The organism is Cytobacillus horneckiae (assembly GCF_002835735.1).
Lineage (GTDB): Bacteria > Bacillota > Bacilli > Bacillales > Cytobacillaceae > Cytobacillus > Cytobacillus horneckiae.
Map to the genome: position 1 here is coordinate 121,949 of NZ_PISD01000046.1, position 13,970 is coordinate 135,918.

The window sequence follows — 13,970 nt, forward strand, 5'->3', positions numbered from 1 at the left end:
TGTGCTCATGCCCTCTTATTAAGTAATGGTAAAATAGACAGCATCTAAAGAAACTGTCTATTCTGTCATCCTTTAACCCTTTATACAGTTGAAAATACTTTATCATATTTCGTACATGGTGCGCAATCGGCAATCAACTATTTATTTCTAGCAGGCTGTTTATACCTATCTCTTGCATGTGTGATGCTCGGACGAATTTTCGAGCCAGGTACAGCTCTTCTAATCAGGATATGAACAAATGCGCCGGGACAAAACGGGATAAACGGCCATAAATACGGAGTTCTAAAGGATTTAATACTGGCAAGAATGAGAACAAATAGCGTGATGCCACCGACAAGCCCAGGTGTATGAAAAATCGCGACCGCCACCAGCAAGCCTATCCGAATCAATTTGTTAGCGATACTCAATTCATAACTTGGCGTGGCAAATGTACCTATCGCAGCAACCGCCACATATAGAATTACCTCTGGTACAAACAATCCTACCTTAATCGCTATGTCACCAATCAATATAGCAGCTATTAAGCCCATAGCTGTAGAAAGAGGGGTCGGTGTGTGAATGGCTGCCATTCTTAAAAATTCTATTCCTAAATCCGCTAAAAGCAGCTGGATAAGAATAGGAATATTCGTTTCTTCATTCGGTCCAATAAAAGCGATAGGCTCGGGTAATAATGACGGCTCTAATACGAATAAAAACCATAATGGCAATAAAAAAAGGGAGGCAGCTAACCCGAGAAATCTTAGCCATCTTACGAACGTACCTACTGCCGGTGCCTGTCGGAATTCCTCCACATGCTGCAAATGATGAAAAAGAGTTGTCGGTGTAATAATTACGCTTGGCGAGGTATCAACAAAGATGACGACATGTCCTTCCATTAGATGTGTCGCAGCCACATCAGCACGCTCTGTATATCTGACCAGCGGAAAAGGATTATAGCTCTGATGCAAGATAAACTCCTCTACAGACTTATCAGCCATTGTTAAGCCATCAATCTTTATTGCATCAATTTCTTTTCTTATAATATCGATTAAATCTGGGTCTGCTAGCCCTTTTATGTAACCGATAGAGACATCTGTTTTTGAGCGCTCACCTACATGCATCATTTCAAACCTAAGTCGTTCATCACGGATTCTCCTTCTAGTTAAGGCAGTATTGACAATGATGTTTTCTACAAAACCATCCCTTGATCCACGAATAACCTTTTCAGTATCCGGTTCTTGAGGTGTTCTTCCCGGATAGCTTCTCACATCGATTACTAAGCCAGTCGTTTCCCCCTCCATAACAACGACAATCAGGCCTGATAAAACTTGATCAACCAATTCGTCAATCGTCTTTATGCGGTCAACCGACTGATGAACGATGCGATTTTCAACAATGTCAAAAAGGTGTGTTGATAGCCTTTCATGATCGTTAATTGCTACAAGCTCTTCGACTATTTCAATAATAAATTGGGTATCTGTCAACCCGTTTATATAATAAAGATGCAGTTCTTTTTTTAACACCTTTAATTTTCGCACACCAAGATCAAAGCTTTCACCAAGTCCTACCCGGTCTGTCATATATTCTTCCAATTCTTTGACTGATTTAGGAATTGGCCTTTTTCTTACTTCCTTGTGCTCTGCCATTTAAATCCGCTCCTTTCCAAGATAAGTTCTACTGCTTTTCTTGTAATCGGTGAGCCATTTTTATAATGATCCACCTTTGCCATTTTTCCGATATCACCGATTCCTACAATAAAAGGGACATTCAATGTATCGAGACAATAAACGGTATCACCTGTTATTCTGCCTTCTTCCAACTCTGGTATGCCGTATTTATCAACGCCATATTCTGTTAATTCTCCATAACGATCAATACTTACATGCACCCTTGTCCATTCTTCATGGCGTGTTCTTGAGGCTACTGCGATCACACCAAGCACCTCAATGTCATCATGATTGGCTACATATTTCATCGCCTGTTCGCCGGCACCCTCTCCAACAAAGCCGCTATCATCAAACATGACATATACAGGATCTTTTTTAGCTCTTTTTATAAGCTTAACTATCTCATGTCCAGAAAGAACTGTCGGATTTGCCCGCGATGCTGAGATGCATCTGCCGCCAACCTCTTTTGCTATCAATTCCATCGTCCGTTTAGCATATTCATCCCCGTCAGTTATTAAAATGACACGCCTCCGTTCATCCATATATGATGTCCTTTCCTGTCATATCTTTATTTGCCTACAAAATATATCCATTGAAAAAGAGAGCCAATGATTTTCCCAAAAACAAAGGCCATTAATAAATAGGCGATTTGTCCATCGACACCAATTCTTTTTGCTAATATAGGAAAAACATTCAGTACTTCAGTTAACGCAGCTGCAAGCATGCCTACAAAAATTCCGCAGGCAAGTCCGATTGGAATTAAAACGACTGGCGTAAAAAAAAATACCGGGTTCCACATCGCAGCCATCGCACCTGCCATCACACCTAGAACTGCCGCCCATTCATAAAAATGTATCATTTTCATTGTTTTTGATAATTGCGTAAGCCGCGGGATAATGCCTAATACTGATAAGAATGCGACAAAACCAGCCCCTACCGCCAGTCCGCTTGACAGACCAAGAAACATGACGAAAATTGTTTTAATGGTCATCAATTTTTTTCATACTTTCTTTATTCTCATTTAATGAAACGTAATTATCCAAATCCATTTGGTAATTAAACATTTCAACCTCCAATGGGCTTGGCTCTTCATTTAATCTCTTCTTAAATACGTGATTAAAGAAAATAATCATTCCAAGTCCCAGTCCGATTGAGTAAGGGATTTGAAAGATGAGCGGCTTAGGGTCTATCTCACCAGTTACGAGTGTGAATATTTTTTGCTGAACTTCCTGCATGCTCACATCTTCATGAAAGTTCATGATTGTTAGAGCCGCTCCGAAAAATAATAGCAGCCAGATTAAGATAAACATCGGCTTTGATATTTTTCTTTTTTGGGCAACTACTTCAATAATCGTCTGAGCTGGTCCTATCATCTGAACTTCTATAGGTGCAAACCTTTCTGTCAATTGCCTGATTACTTTCATCACATCGATTATGATAATATTTCTGTCCTCAGCCGTTACTTTATATAGCGGCACACGGCTCAATTCTTCTAAAATTGACTCATCTGCAATAATTTGTGCTACATCTTTTAGAAATACAAGTTCGTGCGGATTCACTTGCAGACGATGTCGCATGCGAATATATACTAACTGATCCATCCCTTCACTTCCCACACAAAGATTTCCTTGCATATAGTATGAGTTACTAATATTTACTTCATGAAGACCAATAATTGGGTTGGATAAGATTTGTTAAATTTTTCATTTTTTTGCTAACTATCCAGTCTTAGTCATAAAAAAAGAACACATGGATTTACAAATCCATGTGTTCTTTCATTTGCTGGAGTATTTTCTTTTCCAGGCGGGATACTTGCACTTGTGATATCCCCAGTCTTTCTGCTACTTCAGATTGTGTTTGGTCTTTATAATATCGGAGGTACACAATCAACCTTTCCCGTTCATCGAGTTCTCTAATCGCTTCCTTTAAAGCAATTTTATCAAACCATTTCCCTTCATTTCCATCATCAATCTGATCAAGCAAGGTAATGGGATCACCGTCATTTTCATAAACTGTCTCATGAATGGAAGATGGGATCCGTCCTGCTTCCTGAGCAAGAATAATATCTTCAGATGGAATATCAAGAAATTCAGAGAGCTCAGAAACAGTAGGAATGCGTCCAAGTGATTTAGACAATTCATCTTTTGCTTTGCGAATCTTATTACCTAATTCCTTTAATGATCGGCTCACCTTTACAGTTCCATCATCGCGGATAAAGCGCTGTATCTCCCCGATAATCATCGGAACTGCGTAGGTTGAAAACTTCACATCATAGCTTAAATCGAATTTATCTACTGATTTTAAAAGCCCAATACAGCCAATTTGGAAAAGATCATCAGGCTCATAACCCCGGTTAAGAAACCGTTGAACAACTGACCACACGAGACGCATATTTTTTTGCACAATTAAATCTCGTGAACCTTGATCGCCATCCTGGCTTTTTTTAATCAGTTCCTTGACTTCATGATCCTTTAAATAGTTTTGTGCCTTTCCTGATTTAACCTCCACATCCATAGCAAGACTCCTTAATTACATAGCATTTTACTATTTGATAAATGCTTCTTCAAACGGACTTCTGTGCCTTCACCAGGTTGTGATACAATGCTGATTTCATCCATGAAATTTTCCATTATTGTAAAGCCCATTCCAGACCTTTCTAATTCAGGCTTGGTTGTATAAAGCGGCTGCCGTGCTTCATCTATATCTACAATGCCCATCCCTTTATCCTTAATGGACAAATTGACTAAACCGTCTTCAATGCTTACAGAAATATAAACAATGCCATTTGAGTCATTTTCATAGCCGTGAATAATTGAATTGGTTACAGCTTCTGAAACAACTGTTTTAATTTCAGTTAATTCATCCATTGTTGGATCGAGCTGTGCAATAAATGCGGCAACTGTTACACGAGCAAAAGATTCATTTTGACTTAACGCGCTAAATTGGATTTGCATTTCGTTTTTCATCATGCAACCCCCAATCTTTGCAAAGCATATTCTTCTGTCGGTTCTAATCGAATAATTTTAAACAAACCTGACATATCAAATAATCTTTGCACGGCTGGAGAGATTGCACATACAACCATTTCGCCATTCAACTGCTTCACTTGCTTATATCTGCCTAAAATAACGCCTAAGCCAGAACTATCCATAAACGATAATTGTTCAAGATTTAAAACAATATGATGAATGTCTTGCTCTTCGATTGCTTTCGTCGCTTGCGCGCGCAGTTCGTCTGCAGAATGATGATCGAGCTCTCCGCTTAATCGAATACATAAAACATCATGCTTTACTTCCAAATTAATGTTTAGACTCACTACCCATAGCCTCCTTTAATATACAGCTACTTAAAATGGATCGGCTTTTTCAGCTTAATGATTTAAGCTCTTTTTCGCCTTTAGTGAGTCAATTTCTATAAGCGCTTGCCCTTTTCCTTCAAGAGGACAAAACTAGTGAAGATTCGCTAAATTTAGTATGTTCCACGAAGGATTTCGACAGCTCTCATCTTTAAGATTTCGTAAACAGTCCCATCGACCTTTTGAATAATGTCCAAAAGCTTGCTTCTTTACTGCCTTCTTTTGCTACTAACGGACTTTCTACGATTGTTTTCCCATCTTTTTTAAATGTTATTGTCCCTATCTCATCACCTTTTTTGACAGGCGCTTTTACATTCTCTTTCAGTTTCACAGATTGTTTAATTTCTTTTACACTCTCACCTTTTTTAGTAAGAATGGATATTGGTTCACTTGTTAATGCTTCAATTTGATTCTTTTCACCCTTGCTGACTACTACTTTTGCGAGCGACTGATTTCGTTCATACATCGGGTGAGTTTCATACTGATTAAATGCATAATCGAGCATTTTTGTCACTTCTGCGTTTCTCTCCTTAGAGGTTGGCGCACCAAAAACGACAGCAATCACGCGCATACCATCTTTCTCTGCTGTAGCCGTTAAACAATATTTCGCTTCCTGTGTAAAGCCTGTTTTTAATCCGTCTACCCCTGGATAGAAGCGGACGAGTTTATTAGTATTAACGAGCCAAAACTTTTTATCAGTATTTTCTCTTAAATAAGCTTCGTACGTCCCAGTATACTTAGTAATATCCTCATACTTTAAAAGCTCTTTAGCCATCATCGCCATATCATATGCCGTACTATAGTGATCAGAAACCGGCAAACCTGTCGGGTTTTTAAACACCGTATCCTTCAAGCCTAACTCCTTCGCCTTTTCATTCATTTTATCGACAAATTTATCCACTGAACCTGCTAACCTCTCGGCAACAGCAACAGATGCATCATTTCCTGATCCGATGGCAATCCCCTCAAGCATTTCCTTCGTAGTCATTTCTTCCCCTGGCTCAAGAAAGATTTGTGAACCACCCATGGATGCTGCATATTCACTCGTACGGATTTTTTCATCCCATGAAAGCTTTCCCTCATCAATGGCTTCCATAATCAGCAGCATCGTCATGATTTTCGTCATGCTTGCTGGAGGCAACTGCTCATTGCTGTTTTTTTCATATAAAACAGCGCCTGTGTCGCGTTCAATTAAAATAGCTGACTTTGCATTTTCGACTAGTTCTTCACTCTTTTCACTTTCTCGCGCAAACGCTTGCGGCGAAAAGCTTGATAACATCAACAAAAAAACAGTAGCTATTGAGATTACTCGTTTCATCGCATAAACCCTCCATTCTTTATAGATTCCATCATTTCCATTTGCAGATAATTTATACCAAACCATTGCCTTTCTCAGAGAATTTTTGTTTCCTAATACAATTGGGCGTATATACAAACTAAAATGTATGCCTTCATTTTATTGGCACGAGCTGGAGTGTTCCGATAAGGAGGGGATTTTCGATGGAGCTTGTTCTTTAAGTTAGATCGCTTTTTCGATAAAAAAAGCTATCCAATAGCGAGATGGATAATGGCTAATTGGATAGCTTGATGTTTATGCTGTGATGACTTTATGAATTAATACAGGTGATTCCACACGCTCAGCTGAGATGGTGATATTCTCATATAATTTCGTTTTAATATGATCTACCTCTTCAAAGTTACTGTGGATCGTTAAGAGCGACTCACCTGCTGTAACTTTATCTCCAATCTTTTTATGGAGAACTAACCCTGCTGCTAAATCAATTTCCGAATCTTTCGTTGCTCTTCCTGCACCAAGAAGCATTGCAGCTGTGCCAATTTCATCGGCGACCATCTCTGATAAGTAGCCATCCACTTCTGCTTCCAGCTCAATCGTATATTTTGCTTGCGGGAGGAGCGAAGGCTGATCTACTACATTAGCATCTCCGCCTTGCGATTGTAGAAATGTTTTAAAGGTTTGCAGCGCCATACCGCTTGCAATTGCATCCTCAAGCATTTTTCTAGCTTCATCAATTGAGCTTGCTTTTTTAGCTAAATACACCATTTGACTGCCCAAAGTTAGGCATAGCTCTGTTAAGTCAGCCGGCCCTTCACCCTTAAGTGTGTCAATTGCTTCCTTCACTTCAAGCGCATTGCCGATGGCAAAACCTAATGGCTGACTCATATCTGAAATGACAGCCATCGTTTCTCGTCCAACATGATGGCCGATTTGCACCATTGCATTAGCAAGTTCGATTGAATCGTCTAATGTTTTCATAAACGCGCCTGCTCCAGTTTTAACATCAAGCACAATGGCATCTGCGCCTGCAGCAATCTTCTTACTCATAATTGAGCTTGCAATTAACGGAATGCTATTTACTGAAGCTGTAACATCTCTTAATGCGTACAGTTTCTTATCAGCCGGTGTTAAATTTCCGCTTTGCCCGATAACTGCTAGTTTGTTTTCATTTACGAGCTTAACGAATTCTTCATTTTCAATTTCAACATGGAAGCCCTTTACTGCTTCCAATTTATCAATCGTGCCACCGGTATGACCTAGCCCTCTTCCGCTCATTTTAGCAACCGGCACGCCAACTGCAGCAACTAAAGGACCTAAAACTAGCGTAGTCGTATCGCCAACGCCGCCTGTAGAATGCTTATCAACCTTTATTCCTTCTATCGCCTTTAAGTCAATTTGCTCACCAGATTGAACCATCGCCATTGTCAAATCAGCGGTTTCTTCCTCTGTCATTCCTTGGAAGAAAATAGCCATTGTTAAAGCACTCACTTGATAATCGGGAATCGTATCATTTGTATAACCGTTAACAAAGAAATTGATTTCTTCTTTTGATAATCTATGACCGTCACGTTTTTTTTCAATAATATCTACCATACGCATAGTAATTCCCCCTGCCTTAAACTCATATTTAACCGATTGCTTGTACAATCCCTTTTACATAAGATAGAAATTGCTGCTTTACCTTTTCAGTTGTTTCAATCACTTCTTCATGATTTAATGGCTGATCGAGAATGCCGGCAGCCATATTTGAAATACAGGAAATGCCAAGAACCTTCATTCCTGCATGATTGGCAACGATGACCTCCGGTACAGTGGACATGCCAACAGCATCTCCGCCCATTGTTCTTAACATCCTGACCTCAGCCGGTGTTTCATATACTGGACCTGTATTGGCCACGTAAACGCCTTCTTGAATGGATAAATTCAATTCTGCTGCCACTTCCTTTCCTGCAGCAATTAAACGTTTGGAATAGGCTTCAGACATATCTGGAAAACGAACACCAAGCGCCTCATCATTTGGCCCAATTAGCGGGTTGCCTCCCATATTATTAATATGGTCCGTAATCAGCATTAAATCGCCAGGTGAGAAATTTTCATTAATTCCGCCCGCCGCATTTGTCACAATCAGCTGATCGATGCCAAGCTCTTTCATCACTCTAACTGGAAAAGTAACTTTATCAAATGAATAACCTTCATAATAATGAAAGCGCCCTTGCATTGCGACAACCTCAATGCCATTCAGTTTGCCAAAAACAAGCTGTCCTGCATGTCCAGCTACCGTTGAAGCCGTAAAGCCAGGAATTTGGCTGTATGAAATACTTTCACTGCTTTCAATCTCATCCGCTAAAACGCCTAGACCTGAACCAAGAATAAGGCCAATCCGGGGTTTGCCGTTATATTTACCTTGCAAAAATTGTGCAGCCTCTTTTATCATCGTAACGTCCATCTGTTTACTTCCTTTCCCCACTAATTAAATGTAAAAAACTTTCGCCTGCAGCAGGCATCTTCACTTTAAAATTATCAGCAATCGTTGCGCCAATATTGGCGAAGGTTTTACCGATAGGAAGCTCTTTTCCTGAAGCCATTTTCTTCGAATAGACTAGTAAAGGAACATACTCTCTCGTATGATCTGTCCCATGATGTATCGGATCATTGCCATGATCTGCAGTGATGATCAGCAAATCATCTTTTTCCAAATTCGAGAGCACTTCAGGTAATCTTTCGTCATACTCTTCCAATGCTTTTCCATAGCCCTCTGGATCACGGCGATGACCAAACAAAGCATCAAAATCAACTAAATTCAAAAAGCTGATTCCTGTAAAGTCCTTGCTCATTGAACGGATTAATTGATCCATTCCATCCATATTTGAAGTCGTGCGGACAGCTTCGGTCACTCCTTCGCCATCATAAATATCATTAATTTTTCCAATGGCAACGACATCAATGCCAGCGTCCTTTAATTCATTCATTACTGTGCGTCCAAAAGGCTTTAGTGCATAGTCATGGCGGTTTGAAGTTCTTGTAAAGCTACCAGGCTGCCCGATAAATGGTCTAGCAATCACTCTGCCAACCATATATTTTTCATTTAGCGTCAATTCTCTTGCAATTTCACAAATCTTATATTGCTCTTCTAATGGAACAATATCTTCATGTGCAGCTATTTGCAGGACTGAATCTGCAGATGTGTAAACGATTAAAGCACCTGTTTCCATATGCTCTTTGCCAAGCTCATCCATGATGACTGTGCCGCTTGCCGGTTTATTGCCTATCACTTTTCTGCCGGTTTTTGCTTCCAATTCAGAAACTAACTCCTCTGGGAAGCCATCCGGAAATACTTGAAAAGGAGTATCCACAACTAAACCCATAATTTCCCAATGACCTGTCATTGTATCTTTTCCGACAGAAGCTTCCTGAAGCTTTGTATAATAGGCATGAGGCTGATCAGCTGGTTGGATTCCTTGAATTTTTTCTATATTTCCTAGACCTAGCTTTGCCATATTAGGCATATGCAGACCGCCCATTTTCTCAGCAATATGTCCGAGCGTGTGGGCTCCTTCATCCCCAAAGCTTTTAGCATCAGGTGCCTCGCCAATACCTACAGAATCCATTACGATTAAAAAAATTCTTTTATATGTAAAGTCTTTCATTTTATTTCCTCCCTCTTTATATATATGAGTACATGACCACCCTATAAAAGCGAGCGCTTGAAGAAGAATCCCAAAAGCGCAAAAACGAGCTGAGGTTTACCTCTCTTTGCTCCAAAAACTGCCTTTAATAATAAAGTGAAATCTCCGTCAGTTGGCGTCTTCTTTCATCCCTACTGATTGCTCGTCAGTGCCCGCAGAATGCAGGTCACTCAGATGCTGCCACAGGACGTGGCGTGTTTAGTCTAAGTTGTGGTCATCGGGCTTTGACTGGCAGTTATCCTTTACCTATGCTTCTTAGATTCCTGTGGCGGTCTTTCTGTCCGCTAATCTGCGATAAATGTATCCGATTACAAAAAATAGAGAGCAAGAATAAAACCGTTATCATTTCATATCATACCCTTTTAATAAAAAAACAACACAGATACACGCCTATATGTCAGAAGTCTGACATCTATATTGTACTTAATTCCCAAAAGAAAAACAGCCCCTTTTATTGAATTTCTTTAGGCTGTTTATTAAAACTATATCATTCTGTCATATTTTACGCCCGCGGATGAAATTGTTTATATACATCTTTTAATCTAGCTTTTGACACATGAGTATATATTTGCGTTGTTGAAATATCTGCATGTCCAAGCATTTCTTGGACTGCTCTTAAATCTGCACCATTTTCAAGCAGATGGGTTGCGAAGGAATGACGTAAAGTATGGGGTGTTAATTCTTTCTGAATTCCAGCCTCTCCGGCAAGCTTTTTCAATATTTTCCAAAACCCTTGCCTCGTCAGCCCTTTCCCATGATGATTTAAAAATAATGTATCATCCTTATGTTTAGGTGATACAAACATTGATCTTCCACCATTTAAATATACTCCAAGTGCTTCCTGGGCTGTTTTACCTAAAGGAATGATTCTCTCTTTATTTCCTTTGCCGATGCATCTAATAAAGCCCATAGATAAATGAATATCCGAAACGGTCAAGTGAATAAGTTCACTAACGCGTATGCCCGTTGCATAAAGAAGCTCCAGCATTGCTTTATCGCGAATCCCATACTGGTCTATTGCCTTTGGGGTTTCAAGCAATGTCTCAACCTCCTCCATACTGAGCACCTTTGGCAGCGTTCTTTCTGGCTGAGGCGACTCTATATGTACGGATGCATCATTATCAGTCGTTTTTTCACGTAAAAGAAACTGATGAAAAGCACGGATTGAGGCAATATGGCGAGCGAGCGTCTTGGCTGACTTTCCCTGCTCTTTTAGATGCGCCAAAAAATGAACAATCTGCAGTCTTTGCACTTTATTTAAATCATTAAGACTTTCTACCTTTATTAAATAAGTTAAGTAGCTCTTTAAGTCTCGTTCATAGGATAAAATCGTATTCTTTGCAAGTCCTTTTTCAACAACTAAATAATGGATGAAATCTTTCAGGTGATCGTTCATTGCTACCATTACTCCCCATTTAAATAGAAAAGGATTAACCGCTCAAACCATGTTGAATCTGTTTCGTTCGCACTTGCAACTACTTTTACAGCTGCACCATTCGGTTCATCATAGCGATGATAATCCTGATACTCCTCATTTAACCACATAATACCATAATAAAAAAGGATTGTGCATCCTGTAAATAGTACAAATACTTTTACTGTTTGATAAGCAACTTTAAACCAAGATTTCATAACTTCTCCCCCAAAACAATTCTTAATATTAAAAGATATGCCAATTTGGACAAGAATTATACCTGGATTGCGCTGATTGCTTATCTGATAGCAAAAAAACCTTTCCATCTAGAAAAGGTTTTCCATTACGATTCTGAATCATCTTTTTTCTTATCTTGACAGCGATAACATATACCATGAAAAGTTAAACGATGATCTTTAATTTTGAAATTCCACCGTTTTTCAACAACTTCTTCCACATCTTCAAGTAGGTCTTCCTGTATCTCGTCTACCGCTCCACATTCTATACAAACTAGATGATGATGGAAATGGGCTGCACCTTCCTGGCGTAAATCATAGCGGGATACACCATCACCAAAGTTAATTTTATCAACAATCTTCAATTCTGTTAGCAATTCAAGTGTTCTATAAACAGTCGCTAAGCCAATTTCTGGGGATTTCTCTTTAACAAGGAGGTATACATCTTCCGCACTTAAATGGTCCTCTTCATGTTCTAACAAAACGCGAACCGTAGCTTCACGCTGTGGTGTTAGTTTATAACTGGATGAATGCAACTGCTTTTTTATTCTGTCAATTCTGCTTTCCATACCAAATGTCCCTCCCTCACCACTAACATTCTCATTATAACAGATAGATGTTTAGAATCAAACTAAAATCATTACAAATAAGACTAGATAATGACTATCATATAATAATTGTTATCATTTATTAAACAAACAAAAATGCAGAACCCTGCTGGATTCTGCACACTTGTATTTAAGCTTTTATGCAAAAGCGCATCTATTCATGCTGCAAATTTAAATAGCAACAATTTTCACAAAATGATATTTATATCACCGATTCAATGACTGACTTCATTAAAGCAGGAGAAATATAGGCTTCAATACCAGCAGCTCCGCCTAAACAAATGATGGCTGCAAGGAAGGCGAACACGTATCTGCCAAACAATGGCATGACCGGACTGCTGATCTTTTTCATAAATTGGCGTTTAATCATCTTCATTGAGAAAGCAAGGGCAAAGGTTGCTGTAATAATAAAGATCGGAATAATGATAAGATTTTGCGGTAATACCGAAACAAATGATAGGATAAATCCTTGCAATCCCATTTGATTCACTAAAAATCCGACTGTAAAGCCAACGACCATCCCTTTAACAAATAACAGAACCAATATAATCGGCATACCGATGATGGATATGCCTAACAGCCATATTAATCCAATGAATTTGCTATTATGAAAAAGGCTTTGTTGAAATAAATCCTTCGGGGCAGCAACTTGTTCACTTGCGACCTGGCCAAAAAACTGTGTTAAATAATTAAATAAATCATCCTTCTGCGTTAAGCTTAAGCTATTCACCACAACAGCGCCAAAAATAACGCCCATAAGAAAAAGCACAATGACAAATAAGTAGATTGAGGAATGCTCACGGAAATGATTTGCGACGACGTTCTGGTACATTTTTTTCTTCATTGCTCTTCCTCCTGTAAAGTTCACTTATTAAAATGTATGCTCGTCCCTCTCATGTATGACAATAGAAATTAAAATTTTTGAAGAGCCTTTTAAAGAAAATTATTTATTTTCCCAAAATGTGTTGCCGCTGCTGTAGGCTCCATATATAATTGTTTAAAAAATTAAAGGGGCTTCTTTATATGGATCCAGTATTGATTGATTTTCCGGAAAAAATTGAGACCGAACGACTATACTTCCGCCCTTGCTTGCATGGTGAAGGGATACTTGTTCACGAAGCGATTGCAGCCTCGCGGGCATCATTAAGCAAATGGCTGCCTTTTGCAAAAAATGAGCAAACCGTGGAAGAGGTTGAGGCAGGAATCAGACAATCTTACGCTGAGTTTATTAAGCGATCGGATTTTCGAATGCATATTTTCCTGAAAGATGGGGACGTTTTCGTCGGTTCGATTGGCTTACATCGCATTAATTGGGATGTGAGAAAATTTGAAATTGGCTATTGGTGTGATATTCGCCATAGCAAAAAAGGTTATATTACTGAAGCAGTAGAACAGCTTACACAATTTACATTTTCTCACCTGCAAGCGAATCGCATCGAAATCCGCTGTGATTCTGAAAATACAAGCAGCAGAAATATTCCTGAAAGATTAGGCTATACTTTGGAAGGAATTTTGAGAAAGGATAGCTTGGCAACAGATGGCCAAACTTTAAGAGATACATGCGTGTTCGCAAAGGTTAAAGAATAGCATTAAAAAAGCTGCCCGGAAAATCTGGCTTTGTTAATGTCCCCTTTAAGTAGACATTCAAAAAAACCTTCATGTTACCATGAAGGAAAGAATGCTACTTGGAGGGGATTTTTTCTATGGCAAAGAAAGGGCAAACTTTTA

Annotated in this window: 16 protein-coding genes; 1 reads left to right on the forward strand and 15 read right to left on the reverse strand. The window is 39.2% G+C overall.

Annotation, left to right across the window (positions count from 1 at the left end; genetic code table 11):
- Positions 1-137: 137 nt before the first annotated feature.
- The 15 genes from CWS20_RS19680 to spoIIM form a co-directional block, all read right to left on the reverse strand.
- On the reverse strand, positions 138-1,625 hold the full coding sequence (locus tag CWS20_RS19680; protein ID WP_066200773.1) for a spore germination protein: 1,488 nt from the start codon (positions 1,623-1,625) through the stop codon (positions 138-140).
- On the reverse strand, positions 1,604-2,188 hold the full coding sequence (gene spoVAEA, locus CWS20_RS19685; RefSeq protein ID WP_066200781.1) for a stage V sporulation protein SpoVABEA: 585 nt from the start codon (positions 2,186-2,188) through the stop codon (positions 1,604-1,606). The genes CWS20_RS19680 and spoVAEA overlap by 22 nt, the downstream gene beginning before the upstream one ends.
- A 26-nt stretch (positions 2,189-2,214) precedes the next feature.
- On the reverse strand, positions 2,215-2,637 hold the full coding sequence (locus CWS20_RS19690) for a stage V sporulation protein AB (protein ID WP_066200784.1): 423 nt from the start codon (positions 2,635-2,637) through the stop codon (positions 2,215-2,217).
- Positions 2,627-3,247 (reverse strand): stage V sporulation protein AA, encoded by a 621-nt coding sequence (locus CWS20_RS19695; protein WP_066201863.1) that lies wholly within the window; start codon positions 3,245-3,247, stop codon positions 2,627-2,629. The genes CWS20_RS19690 and CWS20_RS19695 overlap by 11 nt, the downstream gene beginning before the upstream one ends.
- Before the next feature lie 154 nt (positions 3,248-3,401).
- On the reverse strand, positions 3,402-4,160 hold the full coding sequence (gene sigF / locus CWS20_RS19700) for an RNA polymerase sporulation sigma factor SigF (protein WP_066200786.1): 759 nt from the start codon (positions 4,158-4,160) through the stop codon (positions 3,402-3,404).
- 11 nt (positions 4,161-4,171) lie between these two features.
- A complete protein-coding gene (gene spoIIAB, locus CWS20_RS19705) occupies positions 4,172-4,612 on the reverse strand; it encodes an anti-sigma F factor (RefSeq protein ID WP_066200789.1) in 441 nt (146 codons plus the stop codon).
- The gene (spoIIAA, locus tag CWS20_RS19710) at positions 4,612-4,962 is read right to left on the reverse strand and encodes an anti-sigma F factor antagonist (protein WP_066200791.1); all 351 of its coding nucleotides are present in this window, start codon (positions 4,960-4,962) and stop codon (positions 4,612-4,614) included. Before spoIIAA ends, spoIIAB begins: the two co-directional genes overlap by 1 nt.
- Positions 4,963-5,152: 190 nt before the next feature.
- On the reverse strand, positions 5,153-6,319 hold the full coding sequence (locus tag CWS20_RS19715) for a D-alanyl-D-alanine carboxypeptidase family protein (RefSeq protein WP_066201868.1): 1,167 nt from the start codon (positions 6,317-6,319) through the stop codon (positions 5,153-5,155).
- A gap of 273 nt (positions 6,320-6,592) precedes the next feature.
- Positions 6,593-7,897: a pyrimidine-nucleoside phosphorylase gene (locus CWS20_RS19720; protein WP_066200794.1), complete on the reverse strand. Its 1,305-nt coding sequence runs from the start codon at positions 7,895-7,897 to the stop codon at positions 6,593-6,595.
- Positions 7,898-7,925: 28 nt separating this feature from the next.
- Positions 7,926-8,744, reverse strand: coding sequence for a purine-nucleoside phosphorylase (locus CWS20_RS19725; RefSeq protein WP_066200798.1), 819 nt, complete (start codon positions 8,742-8,744; stop codon positions 7,926-7,928).
- Positions 8,745-8,748: 4 nt separating this feature from the next.
- Complete coding sequence (gene deoB / locus CWS20_RS19730) at positions 8,749-9,945, reverse strand: phosphopentomutase (RefSeq protein WP_066200801.1); 1,197 nt, start codon at positions 9,943-9,945, stop codon at positions 8,749-8,751.
- A gap of 541 nt (positions 9,946-10,486) precedes the next feature.
- Entirely contained in the window at positions 10,487-11,380 is an 894-nt protein-coding gene (gene xerD / locus CWS20_RS19735; RefSeq protein ID WP_066201871.1) for a site-specific tyrosine recombinase XerD, read from the reverse strand.
- A gap of 8 nt (positions 11,381-11,388) precedes the next feature.
- A complete protein-coding gene (locus CWS20_RS19740; RefSeq protein WP_066200803.1) occupies positions 11,389-11,616 on the reverse strand; it encodes a YqzK family protein in 228 nt (75 codons plus the stop codon).
- Between the two features lie 125 nt (positions 11,617-11,741).
- Positions 11,742-12,203 (reverse strand): ferric iron uptake transcriptional regulator, encoded by a 462-nt coding sequence (fur, locus tag CWS20_RS19745; protein ID WP_066200805.1) that lies wholly within the window; start codon positions 12,201-12,203, stop codon positions 11,742-11,744.
- A 241-nt stretch (positions 12,204-12,444) separates the two neighbouring features.
- Entirely contained in the window at positions 12,445-13,086 is a 642-nt protein-coding gene (spoIIM, locus tag CWS20_RS19750; RefSeq protein ID WP_066200808.1) for a stage II sporulation protein M, read from the reverse strand.
- Positions 13,087-13,265: 179 nt separating this feature from the next.
- Here spoIIM and CWS20_RS19755 point away from each other — a divergent pair, with 179 nt between their 5' ends.
- The gene (locus tag CWS20_RS19755) at positions 13,266-13,829 is read left to right on the forward strand and encodes a GNAT family N-acetyltransferase (protein WP_066200811.1); all 564 of its coding nucleotides are present in this window, start codon (positions 13,266-13,268) and stop codon (positions 13,827-13,829) included.
- The last annotated feature ends 141 nt before the right edge of the window (positions 13,830-13,970 follow it).

What these genes read in the sequence shown, in the direction of transcription:
- spoIIM (WP_066200808.1), bottom strand. Translation starts at nt 13,086, where the DNA reads ATGAAGAAAAAAATGTACCAGAACGTCGTCGCAAATCATTTCCGTGAG.
- CWS20_RS19755 (WP_066200811.1), top strand. Translation starts at nt 13,266, where the DNA reads ATGGATCCAGTATTGATTGATTTTCCGGAAAAAATTGAGACCGAACGA.
- deoB (WP_066200801.1), bottom strand. Translation starts at nt 9,945, where the DNA reads ATGAAAGACTTTACATATAAAAGAATTTTTTTAATCGTAATGGATTCT.
- CWS20_RS19740 (WP_066200803.1), bottom strand. Translation starts at nt 11,616, where the DNA reads ATGAAATCTTGGTTTAAAGTTGCTTATCAAACAGTAAAAGTATTTGTA.
- spoVAEA (WP_066200781.1), bottom strand. Translation starts at nt 2,188, where the DNA reads ATGGATGAACGGAGGCGTGTCATTTTAATAACTGACGGGGATGAATAT.
- CWS20_RS19680 (WP_066200773.1), bottom strand. Translation starts at nt 1,625, where the DNA reads ATGGCAGAGCACAAGGAAGTAAGAAAAAGGCCAATTCCTAAATCAGTC.
- xerD (WP_066201871.1), bottom strand. Translation starts at nt 11,380, where the DNA reads ATGAACGATCACCTGAAAGATTTCATCCATTATTTAGTTGTTGAAAAA.
- CWS20_RS19725 (WP_066200798.1), bottom strand. Translation starts at nt 8,744, where the DNA reads ATGGACGTTACGATGATAAAAGAGGCTGCACAATTTTTGCAAGGTAAA.
- CWS20_RS19720 (WP_066200794.1), bottom strand. Translation starts at nt 7,897, where the DNA reads ATGCGTATGGTAGATATTATTGAAAAAAAACGTGACGGTCATAGATTA.
- sigF (WP_066200786.1), bottom strand. Translation starts at nt 4,160, where the DNA reads ATGGATGTGGAGGTTAAATCAGGAAAGGCACAAAACTATTTAAAGGAT.
- CWS20_RS19690 (WP_066200784.1), bottom strand. Translation starts at nt 2,637, where the DNA reads ATGACCATTAAAACAATTTTCGTCATGTTTCTTGGTCTGTCAAGCGGA.
- spoIIAB (WP_066200789.1), bottom strand. Translation starts at nt 4,612, where the DNA reads ATGAAAAACGAAATGCAAATCCAATTTAGCGCGTTAAGTCAAAATGAA.
- fur (WP_066200805.1), bottom strand. Translation starts at nt 12,203, where the DNA reads ATGGAAAGCAGAATTGACAGAATAAAAAAGCAGTTGCATTCATCCAGT.
- CWS20_RS19715 (WP_066201868.1), bottom strand. Translation starts at nt 6,319, where the DNA reads ATGAAACGAGTAATCTCAATAGCTACTGTTTTTTTGTTGATGTTATCA.
- CWS20_RS19695 (WP_066201863.1), bottom strand. Translation starts at nt 3,247, where the DNA reads ATGGATCAGTTAGTATATATTCGCATGCGACATCGTCTGCAAGTGAAT.